This window comes from Mycetocola sp. Y719 (assembly GCF_056713205.1).
Map to the genome: position 1 here is coordinate 382,328 of NZ_JBWYGY010000003.1, position 19,094 is coordinate 401,421.

Annotated in this window: 18 protein-coding genes; 5 read left to right on the forward strand and 13 right to left on the reverse strand. The window is 65.8% G+C overall.

All coding sequences use genetic code 11. The features are described 5' to 3' along the window. Positions 1–299: 299 nt before the first annotated feature. A complete protein-coding gene (locus AC1M0F_RS13715; protein WP_480238810.1) occupies positions 300–1,844 on the reverse strand; it encodes a deoxyguanosinetriphosphate triphosphohydrolase family protein in 1,545 nt (514 codons plus the stop codon). Positions 1,845–1,979: 135 nt separating this feature from the next. After that, entirely contained in the window at positions 1,980–3,053 is a 1,074-nt protein-coding gene (locus AC1M0F_RS13720; RefSeq protein WP_480238811.1) for an alkene reductase, read from the reverse strand. Between the two features lie 236 nt (positions 3,054–3,289). Between AC1M0F_RS13720 and AC1M0F_RS13725 the strand changes: the two genes are divergently transcribed. The 4 genes from AC1M0F_RS13725 to AC1M0F_RS13740 all read left to right on the forward strand — a co-directional run bounded on the left by AC1M0F_RS13725 (position 3,290) and on the right by AC1M0F_RS13740 (position 5,427). Further along, positions 3,290–3,883, forward strand: coding sequence for a molybdopterin-dependent oxidoreductase (locus tag AC1M0F_RS13725; RefSeq protein WP_480238812.1), 594 nt, complete (start codon positions 3,290–3,292; stop codon positions 3,881–3,883). Then, positions 3,880–4,614 carry an FAD-binding oxidoreductase gene (locus AC1M0F_RS13730; RefSeq protein ID WP_480238813.1) on the forward strand — a complete coding sequence of 245 codons (735 nt, stop codon included), beginning with the start codon at positions 3,880–3,882 and terminating at the stop codon, positions 4,612–4,614. The genes AC1M0F_RS13725 and AC1M0F_RS13730 overlap by 4 nt, the downstream gene beginning before the upstream one ends. After that, on the forward strand, positions 4,614–4,886 hold the full coding sequence (locus tag AC1M0F_RS13735) for a DUF6510 family protein (RefSeq protein WP_480238814.1): 273 nt from the start codon (positions 4,614–4,616) through the stop codon (positions 4,884–4,886). Before AC1M0F_RS13730 ends, AC1M0F_RS13735 begins: the two co-directional genes overlap by 1 nt. 97 nt (positions 4,887–4,983) lie before the next feature. Further along, positions 4,984–5,427, forward strand: coding sequence for a bleomycin resistance protein (locus AC1M0F_RS13740; RefSeq protein WP_480238815.1), 444 nt, complete (start codon positions 4,984–4,986; stop codon positions 5,425–5,427). Between the two features lie 73 nt (positions 5,428–5,500). On the opposite strand, the gene AC1M0F_RS13745 is transcribed toward AC1M0F_RS13740, so the two are convergent. The 7 genes from AC1M0F_RS13745 to AC1M0F_RS13775 all read right to left on the reverse strand — a co-directional run bounded on the left by AC1M0F_RS13745 (position 5,501) and on the right by AC1M0F_RS13775 (position 14,536). Then, on the reverse strand, positions 5,501–6,685 hold the full coding sequence (locus tag AC1M0F_RS13745) for a TM2 domain-containing protein (RefSeq protein WP_480238816.1): 1,185 nt from the start codon (positions 6,683–6,685) through the stop codon (positions 5,501–5,503). Between the two features lie 279 nt (positions 6,686–6,964). Beyond that, on the reverse strand, positions 6,965–8,341 hold the full coding sequence (locus AC1M0F_RS13750) for an LLM class flavin-dependent oxidoreductase (protein WP_480238817.1): 1,377 nt from the start codon (positions 8,339–8,341) through the stop codon (positions 6,965–6,967). Positions 8,342–8,367: 26 nt separating this feature from the next. Further along, the gene (locus AC1M0F_RS13755; protein ID WP_480238818.1) at positions 8,368–10,059 is read right to left on the reverse strand and encodes a dipeptide ABC transporter ATP-binding protein; all 1,692 of its coding nucleotides are present in this window, start codon (positions 10,057–10,059) and stop codon (positions 8,368–8,370) included. Next, positions 10,056–10,919 carry an ABC transporter permease gene (locus AC1M0F_RS13760; protein ID WP_480238819.1) on the reverse strand — a complete coding sequence of 288 codons (864 nt, stop codon included), beginning with the start codon at positions 10,917–10,919 and terminating at the stop codon, positions 10,056–10,058. Before AC1M0F_RS13760 ends, AC1M0F_RS13755 begins: the two co-directional genes overlap by 4 nt. Next, positions 10,916–11,953: an ABC transporter permease gene (locus AC1M0F_RS13765; protein WP_480238820.1), complete on the reverse strand. Its 1,038-nt coding sequence runs from the start codon at positions 11,951–11,953 to the stop codon at positions 10,916–10,918. The genes AC1M0F_RS13760 and AC1M0F_RS13765 overlap by 4 nt, the downstream gene beginning before the upstream one ends. Further along, a complete protein-coding gene (locus AC1M0F_RS13770; RefSeq protein WP_480238821.1) occupies positions 11,931–13,571 on the reverse strand; it encodes an ABC transporter substrate-binding protein in 1,641 nt (546 codons plus the stop codon). The genes AC1M0F_RS13765 and AC1M0F_RS13770 overlap by 23 nt, the downstream gene beginning before the upstream one ends. A gap of 203 nt (positions 13,572–13,774) precedes the next feature. Then, positions 13,775–14,536, reverse strand: a complete 762-nt coding sequence (locus AC1M0F_RS13775; RefSeq protein WP_480238822.1) for a helix-turn-helix domain-containing protein — start codon at positions 14,534–14,536, stop codon at positions 13,775–13,777. A gap of 228 nt (positions 14,537–14,764) precedes the next feature. Between AC1M0F_RS13775 and AC1M0F_RS13780 the strand changes: the two genes are divergently transcribed. Further along, complete coding sequence (locus AC1M0F_RS13780) at positions 14,765–15,391, forward strand: small multidrug efflux protein (RefSeq protein ID WP_480238823.1); 627 nt, start codon at positions 14,765–14,767, stop codon at positions 15,389–15,391. 26 nt (positions 15,392–15,417) lie between these two features. Here the strand turns inward: AC1M0F_RS13780 and AC1M0F_RS13785 are convergent, their stop codons facing one another. From AC1M0F_RS13785 to AC1M0F_RS13800, 4 genes are all read right to left on the reverse strand, one after another. Further along, entirely contained in the window at positions 15,418–16,071 is a 654-nt protein-coding gene (locus tag AC1M0F_RS13785; protein WP_480238824.1) for an MBL fold metallo-hydrolase, read from the reverse strand. A gap of 116 nt (positions 16,072–16,187) precedes the next feature. Further along, the gene (locus AC1M0F_RS13790) at positions 16,188–16,886 is read right to left on the reverse strand and encodes a potassium channel family protein (protein ID WP_480238825.1); all 699 of its coding nucleotides are present in this window, start codon (positions 16,884–16,886) and stop codon (positions 16,188–16,190) included. After that, positions 16,879–18,180 carry a TrkH family potassium uptake protein gene (locus AC1M0F_RS13795; RefSeq protein WP_480238957.1) on the reverse strand — a complete coding sequence of 434 codons (1,302 nt, stop codon included), beginning with the start codon at positions 18,178–18,180 and terminating at the stop codon, positions 16,879–16,881. The genes AC1M0F_RS13790 and AC1M0F_RS13795 overlap by 8 nt, the downstream gene beginning before the upstream one ends. Positions 18,181–18,386: 206 nt before the next feature. Continuing rightward, complete coding sequence (locus AC1M0F_RS13800; protein ID WP_480238826.1) at positions 18,387–19,082, reverse strand: YdeI/OmpD-associated family protein; 696 nt, start codon at positions 19,080–19,082, stop codon at positions 18,387–18,389. Positions 19,083–19,094: the final 12 nt, after the last annotated feature.

A 19,094-nucleotide genomic window follows, 5' to 3' on the forward strand; every position in this document is an offset into this window, starting at 1 on the left:
TTACAGGAGATTTCGCCGTGTTCGGTCCTGGTAACCGTGTGATCTCCTGAGCATCGTGCGAGCGCGCCGACCCGTGGCAAGGCAAAAGGCGCGGCACAAGGACGATTTCGCCGCAGCATCCGTGTCTCGCGTCGATCTCCTTGTGCCGTGCCCACGGCACTGTCTGGCCGCAGGATGCCGCGCTGGGCTCACGGTCGCCCGGAGGCTGTCCCGAAGTTCGGAGATTTCTCTCCAAACCGCCGAATCGGGCCCGTTCATCTTCTCATCGACGCGAATCTCCGAAGTTACGAACAGAGGGCCTACAGACTCCGCCCCGACTCCCACAGGTTGTCGGACGTGCCACTGATCAGCGTCGCGACCGACATGGCCTGGGCATCCGTGAACGACGCGATGTAATCGACGACCGCACGGCTCTTGCCGAGCCGGGTCAGGTCGGCTTCGCCCGTTCCGACGCCGGCGACCACGAGGTACTCGGGCGCGTTGTCGCGCAACTGCCGGTACTCCTCGGTCGCTGCCTCGACCGAGTCGAGCAGCCTGCGCGGTGCGCGGGCGGCATCCGCCGGGTCGTTCAGCCAGGAGTGGAAGCCGTCGGCCAGCGTCTCGATCACGCGCGCCTGTCCGCGCTGGTACACGGCGAGGTCGGAGCGGTCGAGCACGAACCGGGTGTGCACGAACTTCAGCACGATCACGTCGTGCCAGGCCTGGCGGCTCAGCCGCACATGTCCGCTGCGGATGTTGGGATCCCGTTCGACCCGGATGCTCCCCTTGAGCCGGTCGATCCACCTCCGCGTGAAGGCGGCGACGGCACGGTCGGCATCCAGTCCGCCGTCGTAGGGGATGGTGAGCAGGCCCTCGACGAGATCCGTGGTGACGCGTTCGACCGAGTTGCGGAAGGCGTCCGGGTCGGCGATCCAGGCATCCTTCTCCTGTACCTTGCGCCAGGCCGCCTCGAGCGAGTGGCCAGGGCGACGGAAGGCCAGCTCGGTGTCGTCGAGCTCTGCCAGCTTGGTCTGCGCGGCCAGCCAGCCGTTCAGTTCTGAGGACACGGCCGTGTACTGCAGCACCCCCGCGCGATAGAAGTCGTCGAGGTCGTGAACGGAGTACGCGATGTCGTCGGCGATGTCCATCACCGAGCATTCGAGCGTCTGCTGGTGCGTGCCGATCGCCGGGAACACCGAGAGCACGTCAGCCATCTCGAGCGCATCGATCGAGTATGCCGAGAACTTCAGGGCTCCGGATGTCACGTCGGTCCCGACTCCGCGGGGCAGCTGCTCGGCCGGCCGGGGCGGCATCGCGCGCCACTCGTTGCGCGTCCACGGGTACTTCAGCACTGCGGCGCGGACGGCCTTGGTGAGGTTGAGGCCGCGCGGGGTGGCGTCGCAGCTGTCGAGCGCGGTGAGGATGCGGAAGGTCTGGGCGTTGCCCTCGAAACCGTCGGGCAGGCCGAGGCGTTCGCGGGCCACGCGGTCGAGCACCTGTTCACCGAGGTGACCGAACGGCGGGTGGCCGAGGTCGTGGGCAGCGGCGGCCGCCTGCACGACGACGGGGTCGCATCCGCCGAGGTCGTCGACGATGCTGCGCACGTTGTCTGAGGCGTCGCGGAAGCCGACCGCGATCGAACGGGCGACGGCCGACACCTTCAGCGAATGCGTGAGCCGGTTGTGCACGATCGTGCCGGAGCCGGCCTGCGGGATCACCTGGGTGACCGCGGAGAGCCGCGTGAAGTAGGGCGAGAACCGGATGCGTTCGACGTCGACGCGGAACTCGTCCTCATCGTCGGTGTGCGGTTCGGGGAGGTTGCGGTCGCGTCCGCCCTCGGTGTGGGACTTCGGGTAGCTCAGCATGGTGTCGCCAGCCTACCGAGGCCCCGCGCGCTGGTGCGCCCCCACTACTCACGCGTTCCGGACGAACTCACCAGGTACACCAGGTGAGCAGGTCCGGAACGGGTGAGTGGGTGCGCAAACCGCGGGGGTGCGACCTTACGCGGAGTGCCGCGGGTAGTCGGTGTACCCCTCGGCGCCCGCGGCGTAGAACGTCGCCGCGTTCGGCTCGTTCAGCGGGTGTTCGTTCTGCCAGCGCTCGACGAGGTCGGGGTTCGCGAGGGCCAGGCGGCCGACCGCGACGGCATCCGCGTGGGAGTCGTCGATGAGGCCGATGGCCTCGTCGCGCGTGGTGATGGAGCTGAACCCGCTGTTCGTGATGAGCGCCCCGCCGAAACGGCTGCGCAGGTTCTGCACGAGCTCGCCGGTCGGTTCGTGGTGCAGCACGCTGAGGTACGACAGTCCGAGCGGCGCGAGTGCGTCGACGAGTGTGCCGTAGGTGGCAGTGACGTCCGTGGCATCCGTTTCGAGAACGTCCTGGATGTTGTGCGACGGCGACAGGCGGATGCCGACGCGTCCGGCTCCGATTTCGGCAGCGATCGCTTCGGTCACCTCGATGACGAAGCGGGCTCGATTCTCGGGGGATCCGCCGTACTGGTCGTCGCGCTGGTTGGAGGCGGGGGACAGGAACTGGTGCAGCAGGTAGCCGTTGGCCGAGTGGACCTCGACACCGTCGAGTCCGGCGTCGATGGCGTTGCGGGCAGCGGCAACGAACTCGTCGCGGATGGTGGCGAGCTCGTCGATGGTCAGCGCGTGCGGCACCGGGAACAGCAGCTTGCCTTCCGGCGTGTGCACGTCGCCGTGGATGGCGATGGCCGACGGGGCGACGATGCGCTCGGTGCCGGTGATCGCGGTGTGCGAGACGCGGCCACCGTTCATGATCTGCATGACGATGCGCCCGCCGTCGGCGTGCACGGCATCGGCGACGCGGCGCCATCCTTCGGTCTGCTCGGCGGTGACGATGCCGGGCTGGCCGGGGTACGACCGGGATTCGGCGCTCGGGTACGTGCCCTCGGTGATGATCAGGCCCAGGCCTGCTCGCTGTGCGTAGTGCTCGACGACGAGATCGCCCGGAACGCCCTCAGCGCTTGAGCGCATGCGGGTGAGCGGGGCCATGACGACGCGGTTCGGCAGGTGGAGATCTCCGAGGGTGACGGGCGAGAACAAATCCATGTGGCGGATGCCTTTCTGTGGCGGATGCCGCCGGACGGCGACCCCCGGGGGAACGCGCGTTCGCGTCGCGCTATTCCGCACCCGCTGCTCGCGAGATCGCAATTGAGCACCCAAAACGGGCCCGTGATCGGGTTTTGGGTGCTCAACTGCCATCTCGCGGAATCCGCCCCGAACCTCTGGACATCACCGTGCGCCGAGTGCTTGGCTGTGTGGACGTGCTCGAGTGAGGAGTTCCGATGGCATTGATCACCAGAGGCTTCCGTGGCCGCCCTCGTTCCGAGGATGATCGCATCCCGCCCGGCCAGACACAGGTGCAGGACTGGCCGGTGCTCAGCGCCGGGGCGACGCCGCACATCTCGACCGAGGAGTTCCGCTTCACGGTGCGCGCCGAAGACGGCACCGACTACACCTGGGACTGGGACGAGTTGCACGCGCTGGGCGTCGAGGAATTCACCATCGACATCCACTGCGTCACCCACTGGTCGAAGCTGGGGATGAGCTGGCGTGGGGTGCCGCTGGATGCCATCTTCGCCGAGGTGGACACCCGCCAGAACTTCACGATGGCCCACTCCTATGGCGGATACACGACGAACGTGCCCCTGCGCGACATGCTCGACGGAAAGGCATGGATCGCCTTCGAAGCCGACGGCGCTCCGCTCACCCCTGAGCACGGCGGCCCGGCCCGGTTGCTCGTGCCGCATCTCTACTTCTGGAAGTCCGCCAAGTGGATCCGCGGCCTCTCGATGATGCCGACAGACGACGCAGGGTTCTGGGAGGAGCGCGGGTACCATCTGCGCGGCGACCCGTGGCTCGAGGAACGCTATTCATGACGTTCGCGGCGACGTGGCACATCGGAACGGTGGTCACGGCGGACCAGCTCACGCCGAACGCGCGGCTCATCACACTCGACGTTCCGACCTGGCCGGGGAACGACGGTGGGCAACACGTAGACATCAGGCTCACTGCCGAGGACGGCTACCAGGCCAGCCGGTCGTACTCCCTGGCCTCGGCCGGAGCAGGCACCCGGCTCGAGCTCGCCGTCGATCGAGTGGTCGACGGCGAAGTCTCTCCCTATCTTGTCGATGACCTCCGCGCCGGCGACCAGCTCGAGATCCAGGGTCCGCTCGGCGGATGGTTCGTGTGGAAACCCGGCCCCGATCCGCGACCGGTCCAGTTGATCGCAGGGGGCTCGGGTGTCGTTCCGTTCATCGGGATGCTCCGCGCTCACGCCGCCGCCGCGAGCGCCACTCCCATGCACCTGCTTTATGGCCTGAGGTCACCTGACGATCTCTTCTTCAGGGACGAGCTGCAACGCATCCCGTCGGAGAATCCGTCGGCGGTCGTTCAGCTGGCCTTCTCACGTCGGACCCCCGACGACTGGCCGGACCCACCGGGCCGCATCTCGCTCAAGCTGCTCGCCGAGCGGACGCTCCCGCCTGCGGAACGGCCCCGGCTCTTCGTCTGCGGGTCGACCGGTTTCGTCGAGACGGTGCTCACCTGGCTGATCGAACTCGGTCACCCGGCCAAAGACATCCACGCCGAGCGTTTTGGAGGAATCTGATGGTGGCTTCCGATCATCTTGACGGCAACGTCATCGCCGGGCTGCTCGGCGACGTCCTCGCTGTCGAACCGACCACGACGATCGCCGTCTGTAATTCGTGTGGCGATGAGGCGGTGCTCGCACAGAGCACGGTCGTCATCAACAAGCCCGACACCACGGTGAGGTGCTCCCACTGCGACGACGTCCTGTTCGTCATCGTCGCCACCGAGACCGAGCAGACGCTCATTTTCAGTGGCCTCCGACTGCTCAGGATGCCCCGGCCCGCGTCGTGAGCGCGTTTCGGGAGGACATCCAGGGGGTCGATCGTCCATACGTGGACAGACTCCCGGTTTTTCCTCCGGAAACCACGACACATCCATACTGAGAGACATGAAACAGCCCCTTGGCAACCCCGCGCCGCCGTCGCCGAGCCTCGTGCCCGAACTGCTCATCACTGATCTCGCGACGAGTCTCGAGTTCTGGGTGGACCTCTGTGGATTCGAGGTGCTCTACGGCCGGGCCGACGAGGGTTTCGCCTACCTGCACCTGGGATCGGCGCACGTCATGCTCGACCAGATTGCGGTCGGTCGGGACTGGGTCACCGACACCCTGGAGCATCCGCTCGGCCGGGGAGTGAACTTCGAGATCACGGTCCCGGCAATCGACCCGCTCCTGGGGCGCCTCGCAGCATCCGACATTCCGCTCTTCATGGATCCGGAGACCAAGTGGTACGACAGGGGTGACTCGGAGATCGGCGTGAGGCAGTTCCTCGTGCAGGATCCGGACGGCTACCTGCTCCGCTTCAGCACGTCGCTCGGCGAGCGCGCGAAGTAGGCGCCAACCAGCGCCGGCAAATGGAACGGCCCGCCGACGGAAACGTCGACGGGCCGTTCGAAAGCACACAGATCTAGTCGACGGCCGTCGTCCAGTTTCCGTCGGCTGCGACGGAGATCACCGATGGTCCTGCGGTGATCGGCACGATCCCGCTGTACTCGCCGATCTCGTTGACAAGAAGGCCCATCGTGAATTCGTCTCCGGTGTCTTCGATCACGACGAAGTTGGCTGTGCCGTCGTGAGTCAGGGTCATCGCCCCGGCTTCGCCCTCGTAGAGGAAGACGCCATCGCCGGTGCCCGACTCGGGCAACGCCGTCGCGGTCGACAGCGGGGAGACAGAGACGGTCCACGCGCCGTCAGCCGTGATCTGCAGGGAGACAGGCTCCGCAAGGGACATCGCTCCGTAGGCCGCGGCCCCCGAGTATGCACCGACCGTGTTGACCAGCAGTTCGCCCGTCGACTGGTTGTCTGCGTCGAGGACGACAATGGCGAAGTTGGCGCTCCCGTCGTGGGTCGACGACACGATTCCGAACCAGGCTTCGGCGGGCAACGTGATGACGCTGTCGCCGCTCCCTGACTGGGTCAGCGTTTCGAAGGTTCCGAATGTCTCGTCTGCCCAGGCAGTGATGTCGCCCTCGGGCGCCGCTTCGGCAACTTCTTCAGCAACGGGCTCGTCGTCGAGAGAGCTGGCCTCCGACATGCCGGCGGACACCGCGCCACTGACAGCGGCACCGGCAATGGCGCCGCTGACTCCACCCAGGATTCCACTGAGAACGATGGCGACCGCGGTGACGATCCAGGCGATCTTCTTGAACTGGTCGTAGCCGACCAGCGGTCGGCCGAGCTTGTCGCGAGTTGCGCCGACGAGGACCATGATCAGGTCGATGAGCACCCAGATGCCCAAACCACCGAGGGTGAACAACTTGAGAAGGCCGGTGCCGATCTTTCCGAGGTAGAAGCGGTCGACACCCCAGACGCCGAGCAACCAGGACAGAAGCCAGGTCACGAGGAACGACTTGCCGGTCCCGGCTGGCGCCTCGGAGGGGAATGGCGCCGACGCGTACGCAGGAGGCATCTGCCCGGCTGTCGGGGGTGCCGGTGCGTACCCCGACTGGGCCTGCTGAGGGTACCCAGCGGCCTGCTGGTACGGCTGGGGGGCCTGCTCAAAACTCGGCTGAGCTGCCGAAGGAGCCGGAGCCTCGATGTGAGGCTCAGGGGTGCTGGTGGGCGCCGGCGAAACGCCGTTGGGGTCGGTCATGAAACTCCAGAATGTGGTGCTGTGAAAGGAGTCGGCCGACGTCAGTCGCACCACCCCCACGAGCCGGTGCGGCGCGTCCTTCGCACTCTAGGGCCAGCGCCTCACGCGGCGGCGGCCTCACCCCCGGAATTCCGCGGTTTGTCACCATGATTGGGTGCAAATCCGATACCGCGCCGCACGCCGACGAGAAAGGGGTCGTCTACTCACCCGTTCCGGTCGTACTCACCTGGTGCAACACGTGAGTTCGACCGGAACGAGTGAGTACGTGTGCGGGCTCCGCTACTCGACCAACGCCGGCGCTGGCGCCGCGAACGCCCCGCGGTAGCGTGCGGCCGGGTGACGCTCGTTGAGACGCGGCTCCCCGAACAGCTTCTGTCGCAGCGGACCCTCGGAGTACTCCGACTGGGCGAGCCCCCGCTCGCGCAGCACCGGCAGCACCTTGTCGGCGAACTCCTCGAACGACCCCGGGATCACCCAGTTGATAACGTTGATACCGTCAACGCCTGCCGCCTGCCAGACCTCGATCTGGTCAGCAATCTGCTCAGGCGTCCCGACCAGTCGCGTGTTTCGCGCCTGCAGGATCCCGAGGTCACCGACCACCGGCTCCCGGTCCGTGATGTAGCGCGACGTCCACTCGAGGAAGCCGCGGGCTCCGTTCGTATCGACATCCTTGAGCGGGGTCGACGGGTCGTACACGCGACCGTTCTTGTCGACGACCGCCATGTGCGCGAGGTAGCCGTCGACGCTCACGTACTTCTCGTACTCGACCGCCTTCGCCCGCGCTTCTTCCTCGGTGTCTCCGATCACGAAGCTGAGACCCTGGAAGAACTTGATGTCGTCGGCGTTGCGTCCGTGCGAGACGGCGAGCGCCCGCGTCTCGGCGATCTGCTCGGCGGCAACGGCAGGGCTCGGCGCGATGATGAACACGGCCTCCGCATTGCGGGCCGCGAACCCGCGACCGGATGCCGACGAGCCGGCCTGGTAGAGCACCGGCGTCCGCTGCGGCGACGGGGACGGAAGGTGAGGCCCCTCGACGCTGTACCGCTTGCCCTGGTGGTAGATCTTGTGGATCTTCGACGGGTCCGAGAACGACGACCCTTCCTTGTCCTTCAGCAGAGCGCCTTCATCCCACGAGCCTTCCCAGAGCTTGTAGGTCACGTCGACGTACTCTTCCGCCCACTCGTAGCGTTCGTTGTGGTCGGTGAGCTGGGTCTGCCCGAAGTTGCGTGCCCCGTTGTTCTGCATCCCGGTCACCACGTTCCAGGCGATCCGCCCGTTCGAGATGTGGTCGAGCGTCGACACCTGCCGCGCGAACTGGAACGGGTGGCTCTGCACCACGTTCGACGTCAGCGCGAGCCCGATGTGCTCGGTGTTGACGGCGAGCGCGCTGAGCAGCACGGTCGGGTCGTTGCTGGGGATCTGCAGTCCTTCATGCACGTAGACGTCGAAGTCGGCATCCGAATCCCCGTACAGTCCGGTGACGTCGGCGAAGAACATCGCGTCGAACTTCGCGGCCTCGAGCAGCTTGGCCAGGTGGATCCAGGTGTGAACGTCGTTGAACTCGGTCTGGCGCGCATCCGGCCGGCGCCACTGGCCGTGGTGGATATGCGATCCGGTGTTCATCACGAACGCGTTGAAATGAAGGGGTTTGGTCACGGGACTCTCCTGAATCTGAGGCGGGGCTAGTCGAGGGTCGGCAGCGAAGCGACGAGCTGCTGCGTGTACGGATGCTGTGGGCGGTTGAAGACGTCGTCTGCGGTTCCGCGTTCCACAACGGCCCCGTCCTTCATGACGATGACCTTGTCGCTGATGTGGCTGATCACGCCCAGGTCGTGTGAGATGAACAGGTAGCTGAGGCCGATCTGCTTCTGCAGTTCGACGAGCAGGTCGAGGATCTGCGCCTGGATGGAGACATCCAGCGCAGAGACGGCCTCGTCGAGAACGATCACCGACGGTGAAGGGGCCAGGGCACGCGCGATCGCGACCCTCTGGCGCTGCCCGCCGGAGAGCTGCAGCGGGAAGCGCGGAAGGATGTCATCCGTCAGCCCCACCTGCCGGATCAGTTCGTGGACGCGCGCCTTCTTCTCGGCCGTGGTGCGGGGTTCTTCGTCTGTGACGGCGTCGAGGAGGATGCGCTCGGTGTTCCAGCGCGGGTCGAACGAGCTCAGCGGGTCCTGATAGACCACCGAAATCCGTTTGCGCAGCTTGCGCCGCTGGGTCTCCTTGATCGACGTCCACTCCCGGCCGAGGAGGGTGACGGATCCCTCGTCCGCCTCGGTCAGCGCCAGGGCGATTCTTGCGGTCGTGCTCTTGCCTGAGCCTGATTCGCCCACGATCCCGAGGGTCGTTCCCCGCTCCAGCTCGAACGACACATCGTGAACGGCCGTCGACAGGCTGCCGTCCGGCGACCGGAACCGCTTGACGAGATTCCTCGCCTCGAGCACCGGGCCGGCGTAGTCGGCGAACTCCTCGGCGAAAACGGCAGGGTGTGCTGTCGCGACGATGTCGAGCTCCGGGCCGAGCCGGCGGCCACGGGTGTGCTCGCCTGGCACGGCGCCGATGAGGCTCTTCGTGTACTCGTGCTGCGGGTCGGTGAGCACTTGCTGAGCCGCCCCGCTTTCGACGACAACGCCGCCCTTCATCACGAGGATGTGATCGGCGAGGTGCGAGACCACCGACAGGTCGTGACTGATGAGGATGATCGAGACGCCCCGCTGTTTCGTGTCGGCGAGAAGCGACAGAACCTGAGCCTGCACGGTCACGTCGAGAGCCGTCGTGGGCTCGTCGGCGATGATGATCTCAGGGTCGAGGGCGAGAGCGGATGCGATCAGCGCACGCTGGCGAAGTCCACCGGAGAGTTCGTCCGGACGCTGCCGTGCGCGCTGCGCGGGCAGGGGAACGCCGACGGAGTCGAGCAGTTCGACCACCTTGCGTTTACGGCTGGACCGGTCGCCCCAGCCGTGCAGCTTGAGCGCCTCCTCGATCTCCTTGCCGACCGGGCGGAGCGGGTCGAGCGAGACGAGGGCGTCCTGCAGGATGAAGCCGATGCGGCGCCCGCGGATCTGACGCCAGCGCTTCGACGAGACGGTGGTGAGGTCTTCGTCGTCGAGAGTGAGCGCGGTGGAGTCGACCGTGGAGTTGCGGCCGGTGAGGCCCACGATCGTGCGGGCGGTGACGCTCTTGCCCGACCCGGATTCGCCGACGATCGCGATGCACTGCCCGCTATACAGGTCGAAGGAGACATCCTTCACGACCTTGTGGAACTGACCGCCGCGGGTGAATCCGACGTTGAGGTTTTGGACAGACAGGCGCGGCTGTTCCGTCGCGGGGATGCCGGCCGCATCCGTTCGCTGTGATGGGAGCAGGTCGGTCATTTCTCACCCTTCTCGAGGGAGGCCTGAATGTGCTTGCCGAGTGTGGTCGCCGCGATCGCAAGGGCGACGATGACGAGGCCGGGGATGACCGTGAGCCACGGGGCCGAGGTGATGTACTGACGGCCGGCGTCGAGCAGAGCGCCCCACTCCGGCGATGGCGGCGCGACGCCGAGGCCGAGGAACGCGAGGCTCGACGCCCAGACGATGGACTGGCCGACCGAGAGGGCGATGATCGCCACGAGGGGGCGGATGGCGTTCGGGATGATGTGGTGACGGAGGATGCGTCCACGGCTGTGACCGAGTGCTGTCGCCGCCTCGACGTAGCCGGACGTCTTCGCGGTGAGGATCTGGCCGCGGATCATCCGGGCGTAGCCGGGTGACGTTCCGACGCCGACCGCGAAGACCTGCGAGAACGCGGACGGTCCGATCACTGCGACGAGCAGCAGCGCGAGCAGGAGAGTCGGGAAGGCGAACAGCACTTCGATGACCCGGTTCACCGTGCCGGCGAGGTATTTGCCGGAGAGGGCGGCGATCGAGCCGAGGATCAGGGCGATGGTGAGGCTGACCGCCGTCGCGCCGATTCCGATGAGGAGGGATTCGCGGGTGCCCCAGATCACGCGGCTGTAGAGGTCGCGGCCGGATTCGTCCGTGCCGAACCAGTGCGAGAGCGACGGCGGCTGGAGTGAATTCGCCAGGTCGAGCGCGTAGGGGTCGTGGGTGGCGAGCACCTGGGGTGCGAGCATCGCGACGACGAAGAAGAGCAGCGCTGCGAGCGCGACACCGAGGCCGAGCGGGACGACAGCCCGTTTGCGACCGCGAGCGGCCGGCGGGGTGACGGGGACTTTCTGCTGCAGGGTCATGAGTTCTTCAACCTCGGATCGATCAGCACGTAGACGAGGTCGACCAGGAGGTTGGCGACGACGTAGAGCGCGGCGATGAGTACGACGACTCCGGTGACGATGGGCAGGTCCTGGGTGGCGACGGCGGTGACGAGCACCCGCCCGATGCCTGCCCGGGAGAACACGGTCTCGACGACGACCGCGCCGGAGATGGTGGCGCCGAGCGCCCAGCCCGACAGGGTCACGGCGGGGAGGACGGAGTGCCGGAGCACGTGGTGCAGTCGCACGCCGAGGTCGCCCATTCCGCGCATCCGTGCAGAGATGACGAACGGCTGTTCCAGCGACTTCTCGAACTCGGTGCGTGTGGCCTGGCTCATGAACCCGGCGAGCGGGATGGCGAGGGTGAGTGCGGGGAGCAGGAGTCCGGCCGGGTTCGACCCGCTGATCACGGGGAACCAGCCGAGGCTGAGCGAGAAGACGAGCAGCAGGAGAATGGCGAGCCAATAGTGCGGCAGTCCTGCCGTCGTCGTGTCGACGATCGCGCCGAAGGAGCTGGTCTTCGGGCCGCGTCCGGCGGTGAGGACGATCCAGACGACCATGATGAGCCACGACAGCGCGATGGCGGTGAGGGTCAGGACGAGGGTCGGGCCGATCTGCTCCAGGATGATCGTCGACACCGGCCGGTACTGCTGGTACGACATGCCGAGGTTGCCGGTGACGAGCGCCTTCATGTAGTCGAAGTACTGCACGACGATGGGGTTCAGCAGACCGTACTGCTCGTTGATCTGCGCGAGCTCTTCTGGCGTGCGCTGGATCGCCTGGCCGGCGCGGGTGTTGAGGATGACGGTGGCCCGGTCGCCCGGAAGGGCCGCCTGGGCGAGGAACGCGGCGGTGGCCGCACCGAACAGCACGATGACGGCGCCGAGAACTTTTTCGACGAACCGCCTCACGAGCAGGCGGGTGCGCGACCGCCGCCGGGCCGCCGACGCCTGAGCGTCAGCGGCCGCGGTGGTCGCGTCGTCCGTTTCGGGATTACTCGACGAAGTAAGCGTCATGGAACACCGGTCCTCCCTGCGCGTTCTCCTGCCAGACATCCTTGAGATACGGGGACACGGCGAGCGTCGACAGCCGGTCGTACAGGCCGATGGCCAGTGCGTGGTCGGCGATGTACTCCTGCGCCTGGGCGTAGAGCGCGTTCTGGGCATCGAGATCGCTTTCGGAGTTCGCCGCGAGGATGAGGTCCTCGAGCTCCGTGCTGTTGTAGAACGCGGAGTTGTTGTAGTTCGGGCTCTCCGGCAGGTTCTGGCGCCAGTTGATGTGCAGGATGCCTGCGGTCACTGCGGTCCAGTAGCCGGCGGAGATGTCCCGTTCCTCCGGCGTGGAGTACGCCCCGGAGAAGAACTCGCTCTGCGGCACCGGGATCAGCTCGACCTTGAAGCCGGCCGCTTTCGCCTGCTCCTGGACGCCCTGGAGAATGGATGCTCCTTCGGCGTTGATGATCGATCCGGCGCCGTAGGGGAGCACGATGTCGAGCGTCTCGCCGTCTTTCGAGCGGTAGCCGTCGTCATCTTTCTCGGTCCAGCCGGCCTCGTCGAGAAGCTCGTTGGCCTTGTCGATGTCGTAGTCGTAGGCATCCGCTGCCTTCTGGCTGTATCCGGGGGTCGTCTGGCTGACTCCGCCGTTGCCTTCGAACGGGATGACGCCCTTGCCGATGGTGTCGACGAGGGTTTCGCGGTCGAGGCTGTATGCGAACGCCTTGCGGACGTTCTCGTCGACGAACGGACCCTCGACGGTGTTGAAGCTCAGCTGCTGCGGGCGGCCGGGGGTGATGTACTTGGCGAGGTTGAAGCCCTCGGTCTCGAGTCCGGCCCACTCGATGGCGGGCACGTCGTAGAGCGCGTCGACCTCGTCTGCGCGGAGCGCCGAGGTGCGGGTGGTTCCGTCTGCGACGAAGCGCCAGTTGATCTCTTCGACGTATGCCGGGCCTTCGTGCTTGGCGTCAGCGGGCCAGGACGTGTAGTCGTCGTTGCGGGTGAGGACGATGTTCTCGCCGCGGTTCCACTCCTTGACGATGAAGGCGCCGGTTCCGATGGGGGCTTCGCAGTTCTCCTCATCTGTGCGGGTCTCGAGTGCCTCCTGCGACTGGATCGCGAAGTAGCTCTGCGAGAGGTTGTCGGCGAGACGTGGGTACGGAGCCTTGAGGTGCACGGCGACGGTCTTCTCGTCGATGGCCTCGGCCGAGTCGTAGTAGCCGTCGAGCCAGACCTTCGCGGTGGAGTTGCCGCCGGCGACCCAATAGTCGAAGTTGTAGGCGACGGCTTCGGCGGTGAGGTCGCTGCCGTCGGTGAACTTGACGTCGTCCTTGAGGGTGAAGGTCCAAGTGAGGCCGTCGTCTGACGCGCTCCACTCCTCGGCGAGCCAGGAGACGGCCTTGCCGTCCTTGTCGAGCGAGGTGAGGTTGTCGAGCACCTGGTAGCTCAGGTAGGCCTGTTCGATCCAGCCGCCGAAGACGCAGGCTGGTTCCTGCTGGTGGGCGTACTCGATGGTGCCGCCGTCGACGCGCTTGGCGTCGTCTGCTGGGCCTTCTGCGCCACCGGCGCATGCGGTCAGCGCGAGGGTGGCGAGCACACCGACGGTGACGGCAGACAGAAGTTTTGCGGGGATTCGTGACATGCGAATGGGCTCTCGTGTGACTGGAGTAGACGCCGACCGTGGAGGTCGAGGCGTGGCACCGGTTGGTAGTGAAGGACTCTATGGTCGAGCCGGACACGCGCAACAGGTCGTCGGTCACACTTCGTAGCGTGGGGCGTAACGCGGCGTCACAGTGGGGTCCGACGACATCCGCTCAGTGGTGCCTGACGGGTTCTCCGGGTCCTTCAGCGTTCGGTGTCGTCGTCGGAAGACGCGGCATCCGCGTCCGGGGGCGGTACCGCGAGGATGCTCGCGCGCCCGAGCACGTCGAGTTGCGCCTCGTTGTACAGCTCGGTGATCGTCGCGAGGAATGTCTCCTGCGCCACCCTCAAACTCTTGGACAGATGCTCGGTTTGCTCTGTCAGCCAGGGATAATCCGCGAGATGCTTGGCGAGTTGAGGCGCAAGCGATTCGGCGATGCGTTGCCTGGTGGCGTCGCTGGCGTCAGGCGTGAGCGCGTCGAACTCGACGCTCGCGACATCGGGATCCGCCTCGATCATCTGCTTGAGATCAGACATGGCCGACTCGTCGTAGAGCTGCGAATAGACGAGCATCAGGGACCGGTCAGGGTCGGACAGTTTGCCCGCGATGTCTTCGAACCCAGCCGGGACGTTGGTCACCGTCGATCCTGCGAGGATCGCCCGGATCTCGGATCGTGCACGCTGTAACCGTTCGATGCTGGCGGTGAGGTCGGCATCGATCGCTCTCAGCGCCGGAGCGGCATCCGCACTGTTGCCGACCCCGACTGCCTCGATCTGCGCGAGGGGAACACCGAGATCACGGAGCCGGCGGATCTGCAGCAGGCGCACGAGGTGGCGAGCGCGGTACTGCTTGTATCCGTTCGACATGCGCTCAGGTTCGTCGAGCAGACCGGCGCGGTGATAGTGCCGGACCGTGTTGACGGTGGTCCCGGCGAGATCCGCCACTTCGCGTGTGCTCCATGCCATCGCTGTCGCCTCCTCTCCCTGGTGCAGTGACGATTTCATCCTGCCGATTCCCATTCAAGACTGTGTTCCCGGAACAGAGTCAAGGGTGGTGCGCCAAAACGCATTTCGCCGACCCCGCGCTTGACCCTGTTCCGAGAACACGGTCTTAGCTGAGTGCCATCACGTCCGCAGGATCGGGCCGCTCGGCGGCCTCCCATTCGAGCGGCATCCGATTCGAAGAGAAGAGCTATGAACAATCCATATGACTGGCTGCAGGACTTCATCAACCAGGTTCCAGACATCCTCCAGCCGCTGATGGTCGCGGTCGCCGCCGCGATCCCCTATGTCGAGGGCGAGGGAGCGGCGGCGCTCGGCATCATCGCCGGCATCAACCCGATCGTCGCTGCGCTTGCCGCGATCGCAGGCAACGTGCTCTGCGTGATCGCCGTGGTGCTGCTGGGGTCACGCATCCGCAGCGGTGCCGTCAGGCGACGCGCAGCTCGCACGACGGCGACGGAGGTCGCCGCAGAACGTGCGGGATCGGGTCTCGTCACATCGTCGATCGCCACCACGGGCACCGCCACACTGACGGCCGAAGACATCCCCCGCACCGCTGTCGGGTCAGAGGAGGATGCCGACGCGGCTCGCCCATCCAAGGGTCAGGCCAAACTGCGGCGCTGGCTGGTCAAGTTCGGCGTACCGGGCGCGAGTCTTCTTGCGCCGCTCGCCCTGCCGACCATGCTGACCGCCGCATTCTTCGTCGCGTCCGGAGTGCGCAAGGAGTGGGTCATTCTCTGGCAGATCGTCGCGATCGTCCTGTGGACGGGTTCTGTGGCGATAGCCGCGACCGGAGTACTCGCTCTGCTCGGCTGGTGATGCGCGGCCGTATACACCTCGGACGGTCACCACTCGGCGGCGCCACCGATCCAGCGCGTCGGCGGGTTGTGGCCGGCACAGACCCACTCGATCTCCTCCGCCTTGATCCGTTCGCGCAGCAGCTTCTCGGTCGTCTTCGCCATCGGCCTGTCGCTGATGATCACGCGGTAGAACTGCTTCAGGTCGCCCTCCCTGGTGACCCGGACGGCATCCCCCGTGAACAGCACATCGTGCCAGCGGTACCCGACGTGTCCCGGCGTGTGGCCCGGTGTGGGAAACGCCAGGAGGCCGGGGAAGATCTCGAGCGTACCTGTGATCTCGACCACACCACCCGGGTAGTCCGAGCGGGCGATCCGGTTGATGAAACGGCGCAGAGCGGTCGGCGGGCGGACGTCGCCGCGGAGGATCGCGGCATCCGCTGTGCTGATCCAGACCGGAACCTGGAGCGCCAGTTGCAGTCGTTTGACGACCTGTGCGTGGTCGACGTCGTAGTGGGTCAGCAGGATGTCGGTGACGGCCCCGGTGCGCGACTCGGAGCCGCGCAGTTCTGCGAGGACTGCCTCGAAGCCGGAGTCCATGCCGGGGTCGATGACCGCCGTGCGCCCCTCACCGCGCACGACATAGCCGTTCGCTCCCGTCGATCTCTCCAGCTGGAAGCAGTTCTCGGCGATCTTGCGCATGTGGATCCTCCCTGAACGTCAATTACGTCACCTGGGAGCGTTGCGGCGCAATGGGGCGGCAACCGAAGACCTCACCGGGGTCAGGGTGCGCTGGTGACGGAATCACTCGACGGTCGTCACCGAAGTTGGCTGAATGCTTCTGCCTTCCGTGTCGCCCCGGCGACGAGCACCGTATCGCTCGCTTCGAGCACCGTGTCCATCGTCGTGTAGGTCCACGGCTCGTCTCCGCGCTTGAATGCGCTGATCGTTACCCCATATCGGGTGCGAATCTGCGTTTCGCTGAGGGGGCGACCGACGACAACTGCAGGAGGTCGTGTCTTGACGAGTGCGAAGTCGTCGCCGATATCGATGTAGTCCTGCATCGCCCCCCGCACCAGGTGAGCGACCCGTCGGCCCATGTCCTTCTCCGGGTAGATGACATGCTGCACGCCCAGCTGTTCCAGGATGGCACCGTGTGGATCGCTGACAGCTTTGGCCCAAATCTGCGGAACGTTGAACCGGAGCAAGAGAGATGTGGTGAGGATGCTTGCCTGGATGTCACTTCCGATGGCGACGACGACACGGTCGAACTCTGGAACAGCGAGCTGTCGAAGGGACTCTTCCTTGGTCGCGTCAGAGCGAACAACGTGGGTGAGTCTTCCGTTGAGGCCCTGGACGATCTCTTCATCACCGTCGATGCCGAGGACCTCGGTGCCGTTCGCCATCAGTTCGAGCGCCAGCGCGCTGCCGAATCGGCCCAGCCCGATGACGGCGACGGAGTCGGCTTCGGCGACCCGTGTGGGGTCGGAGCCTCGGAACAGTCGTAAATTAGCCAATGATGGGCCTCTCTTTCGGGAGCTCGTACAGCACGCGCCGTTCACGAAGCGCAATCGCGGACGCGAAGGTGATCGGTCCGAGCCTGCCGACGAACATCAGCAGGATGAGGATGACTTGACCAGCCGGTGGCAGCGAGCTGGTGATGCCCGTGGACATCCCGACCGTGGCGAACGCGGAGATCGCTTCGAAGAGAAGCTGATCGAGGTCGAGATCGGTCAGCAACATCAGGAACACCGTCGCCCCCATGACAACGGCTACGGCGATCAGCACGACGGTGATCGCCTGACGGTGCACGGCACGGGAGAGTCGTTTGCCGAAAATGTTGACGGCACCCTCTCCCCGGATCTCTGTCAAAAGGATGAAGTACAAGACAGCGAATGTCGTGATCTTCACACCTCCGGCGGTACCTGCAGGGCCTCCACCGATGAACATGAGAACGTCCATCCCGAGCCAGGAAGCCGAGTGCATGGCTGCGGTATCGACGCTGTTGAATCCGGCGGTCCGGGTTTGAACGGATTGGAAGAATCCGGCGAGAACCTTCCCTGGCCAGTCCATCGGACCCAGGGTGGCCGGGTTGTTCCACTCCAGAGCGGTGATGTAGACGGTGCCGCCGACCAGAAGCACGAGCGTTCCCCAGAGCACGAGCCGGGTGTTCATCGTCCACCGCAGCGGTGATCGGAAGTGCTTACGCAGTTGCATGATCACCGGGAATCCGAGGCCACCGAGGATGATCGCCGCAGCGATAGGCAGGCAGATGAACGGGTCGGTGGCATATGACATCAGGCTGTCACTGAACAGGGCGAAGCCGGCGTTATTGAACGATGACACCGAGTGGAACACGCCCAGCCAGACCGCGCGGCCGAAGGGTTCGCCATAGCCGAGCATGAATTGCGCGGTCAGAAGAACGGCGACGATGGCTTCAATCGTGAGAGAGATCCGGACGACACCGAGAACAAGGCCCTTCACATCGTCCAGGCCAAGGCTCTTGACTTCAGCGGCGGCGGTGATTCTCGAACGCAGCGACATTCGCCGGATGACCGCCAGCCCGATCACCGACGCGAAGGTCATGATCCCGAACCCGCCGACCTGGATGAGCGCCAGGATGACGACGTGGCCGAAGGCCGTCCAGTAGACCGGTGTGTCGACAACGATGAGCCCGGTGACACAGACGGAGGAGGTTGCCGTGAAGAGAGCCTCGAGGAAGGACGCGCCACCAGGGCCGACCTTCGCGACCGGAAGCATGAGAATGCCTGTTCCGACGGCGATCGCTGCGGCGAATCCGAGCAGGACCATCTGTGCCGGGTGCGGGCGAAGCACTCGTTGCCTGAGGGGCGACGACGAGGACCACGAGGGGGTTCGCACCGGGCAATCATACGCATCCACCCGGATGTTTCGCTCGATTTTATGTTGGACAGGAGGGCATTCGAGTCTGACCACTCACCCTGGCCCGCTCACGGCAGCGGGACGGGCAACGTCACGGTCGCTGGCGAGCTACACGGTTATGGCGTCGGGGTCGACGTGGGGCCGCACGCATCCAGCAATGCCGTGACCGAGTCGGCCGGCGGTTCGGCGCCGACCGTCTTGGCAATGTCTTCGAGGGGTGTGCTGAACTCTTCGGTGGGTCCGGCAGCGGCGAGCCTTGTGACCAGGCTGGCGATTCGACGGGCCCTGGTTACCGGGTTCGGTGCGGTCAGGATCGGACTCATGGCGACGAAGCGGTCCCCTCGGCTGAGGCGGGAGAACTCCGCCTCAGCTGCAGGTACCGCGTCGAGTGCATCGACCAGGTCGGCCGGGGCCTCCGCCGTAGCCTGGCCGGCATAGGCGCGCTCCCAGCGCCCGTCGGCTTTTGCGCGGGCGATCTCCGCGTGTCCGCGTTCCCGCAGGCGACCTTCACTGAGAAGCCGCCCGACGATCTCCACGTTGCGCTGCGACCACAGGGACGCAGCACGACGCGGGGTGAAGCGTTGCTGGAACGTGTGGGCGTCGAACGACTTGCGCTGGCCGTCGATCCACCCGCTGCACAACGCCTCCTCGAGCGCGAGCTGATAGGTGATCGAGGTCGGGCTGGTGACGCCCTTCTTCGCGAGCATCAGCCAGATGCCGTCGGACGTATCCTCGTTGCTCGCCAGCCAGCTGCGCCATCCGTCGATGTCGGCGATGATCAGCGGATGCTTCGGGTCGTCTTCGGTGCTCACAACTCTGAGGAT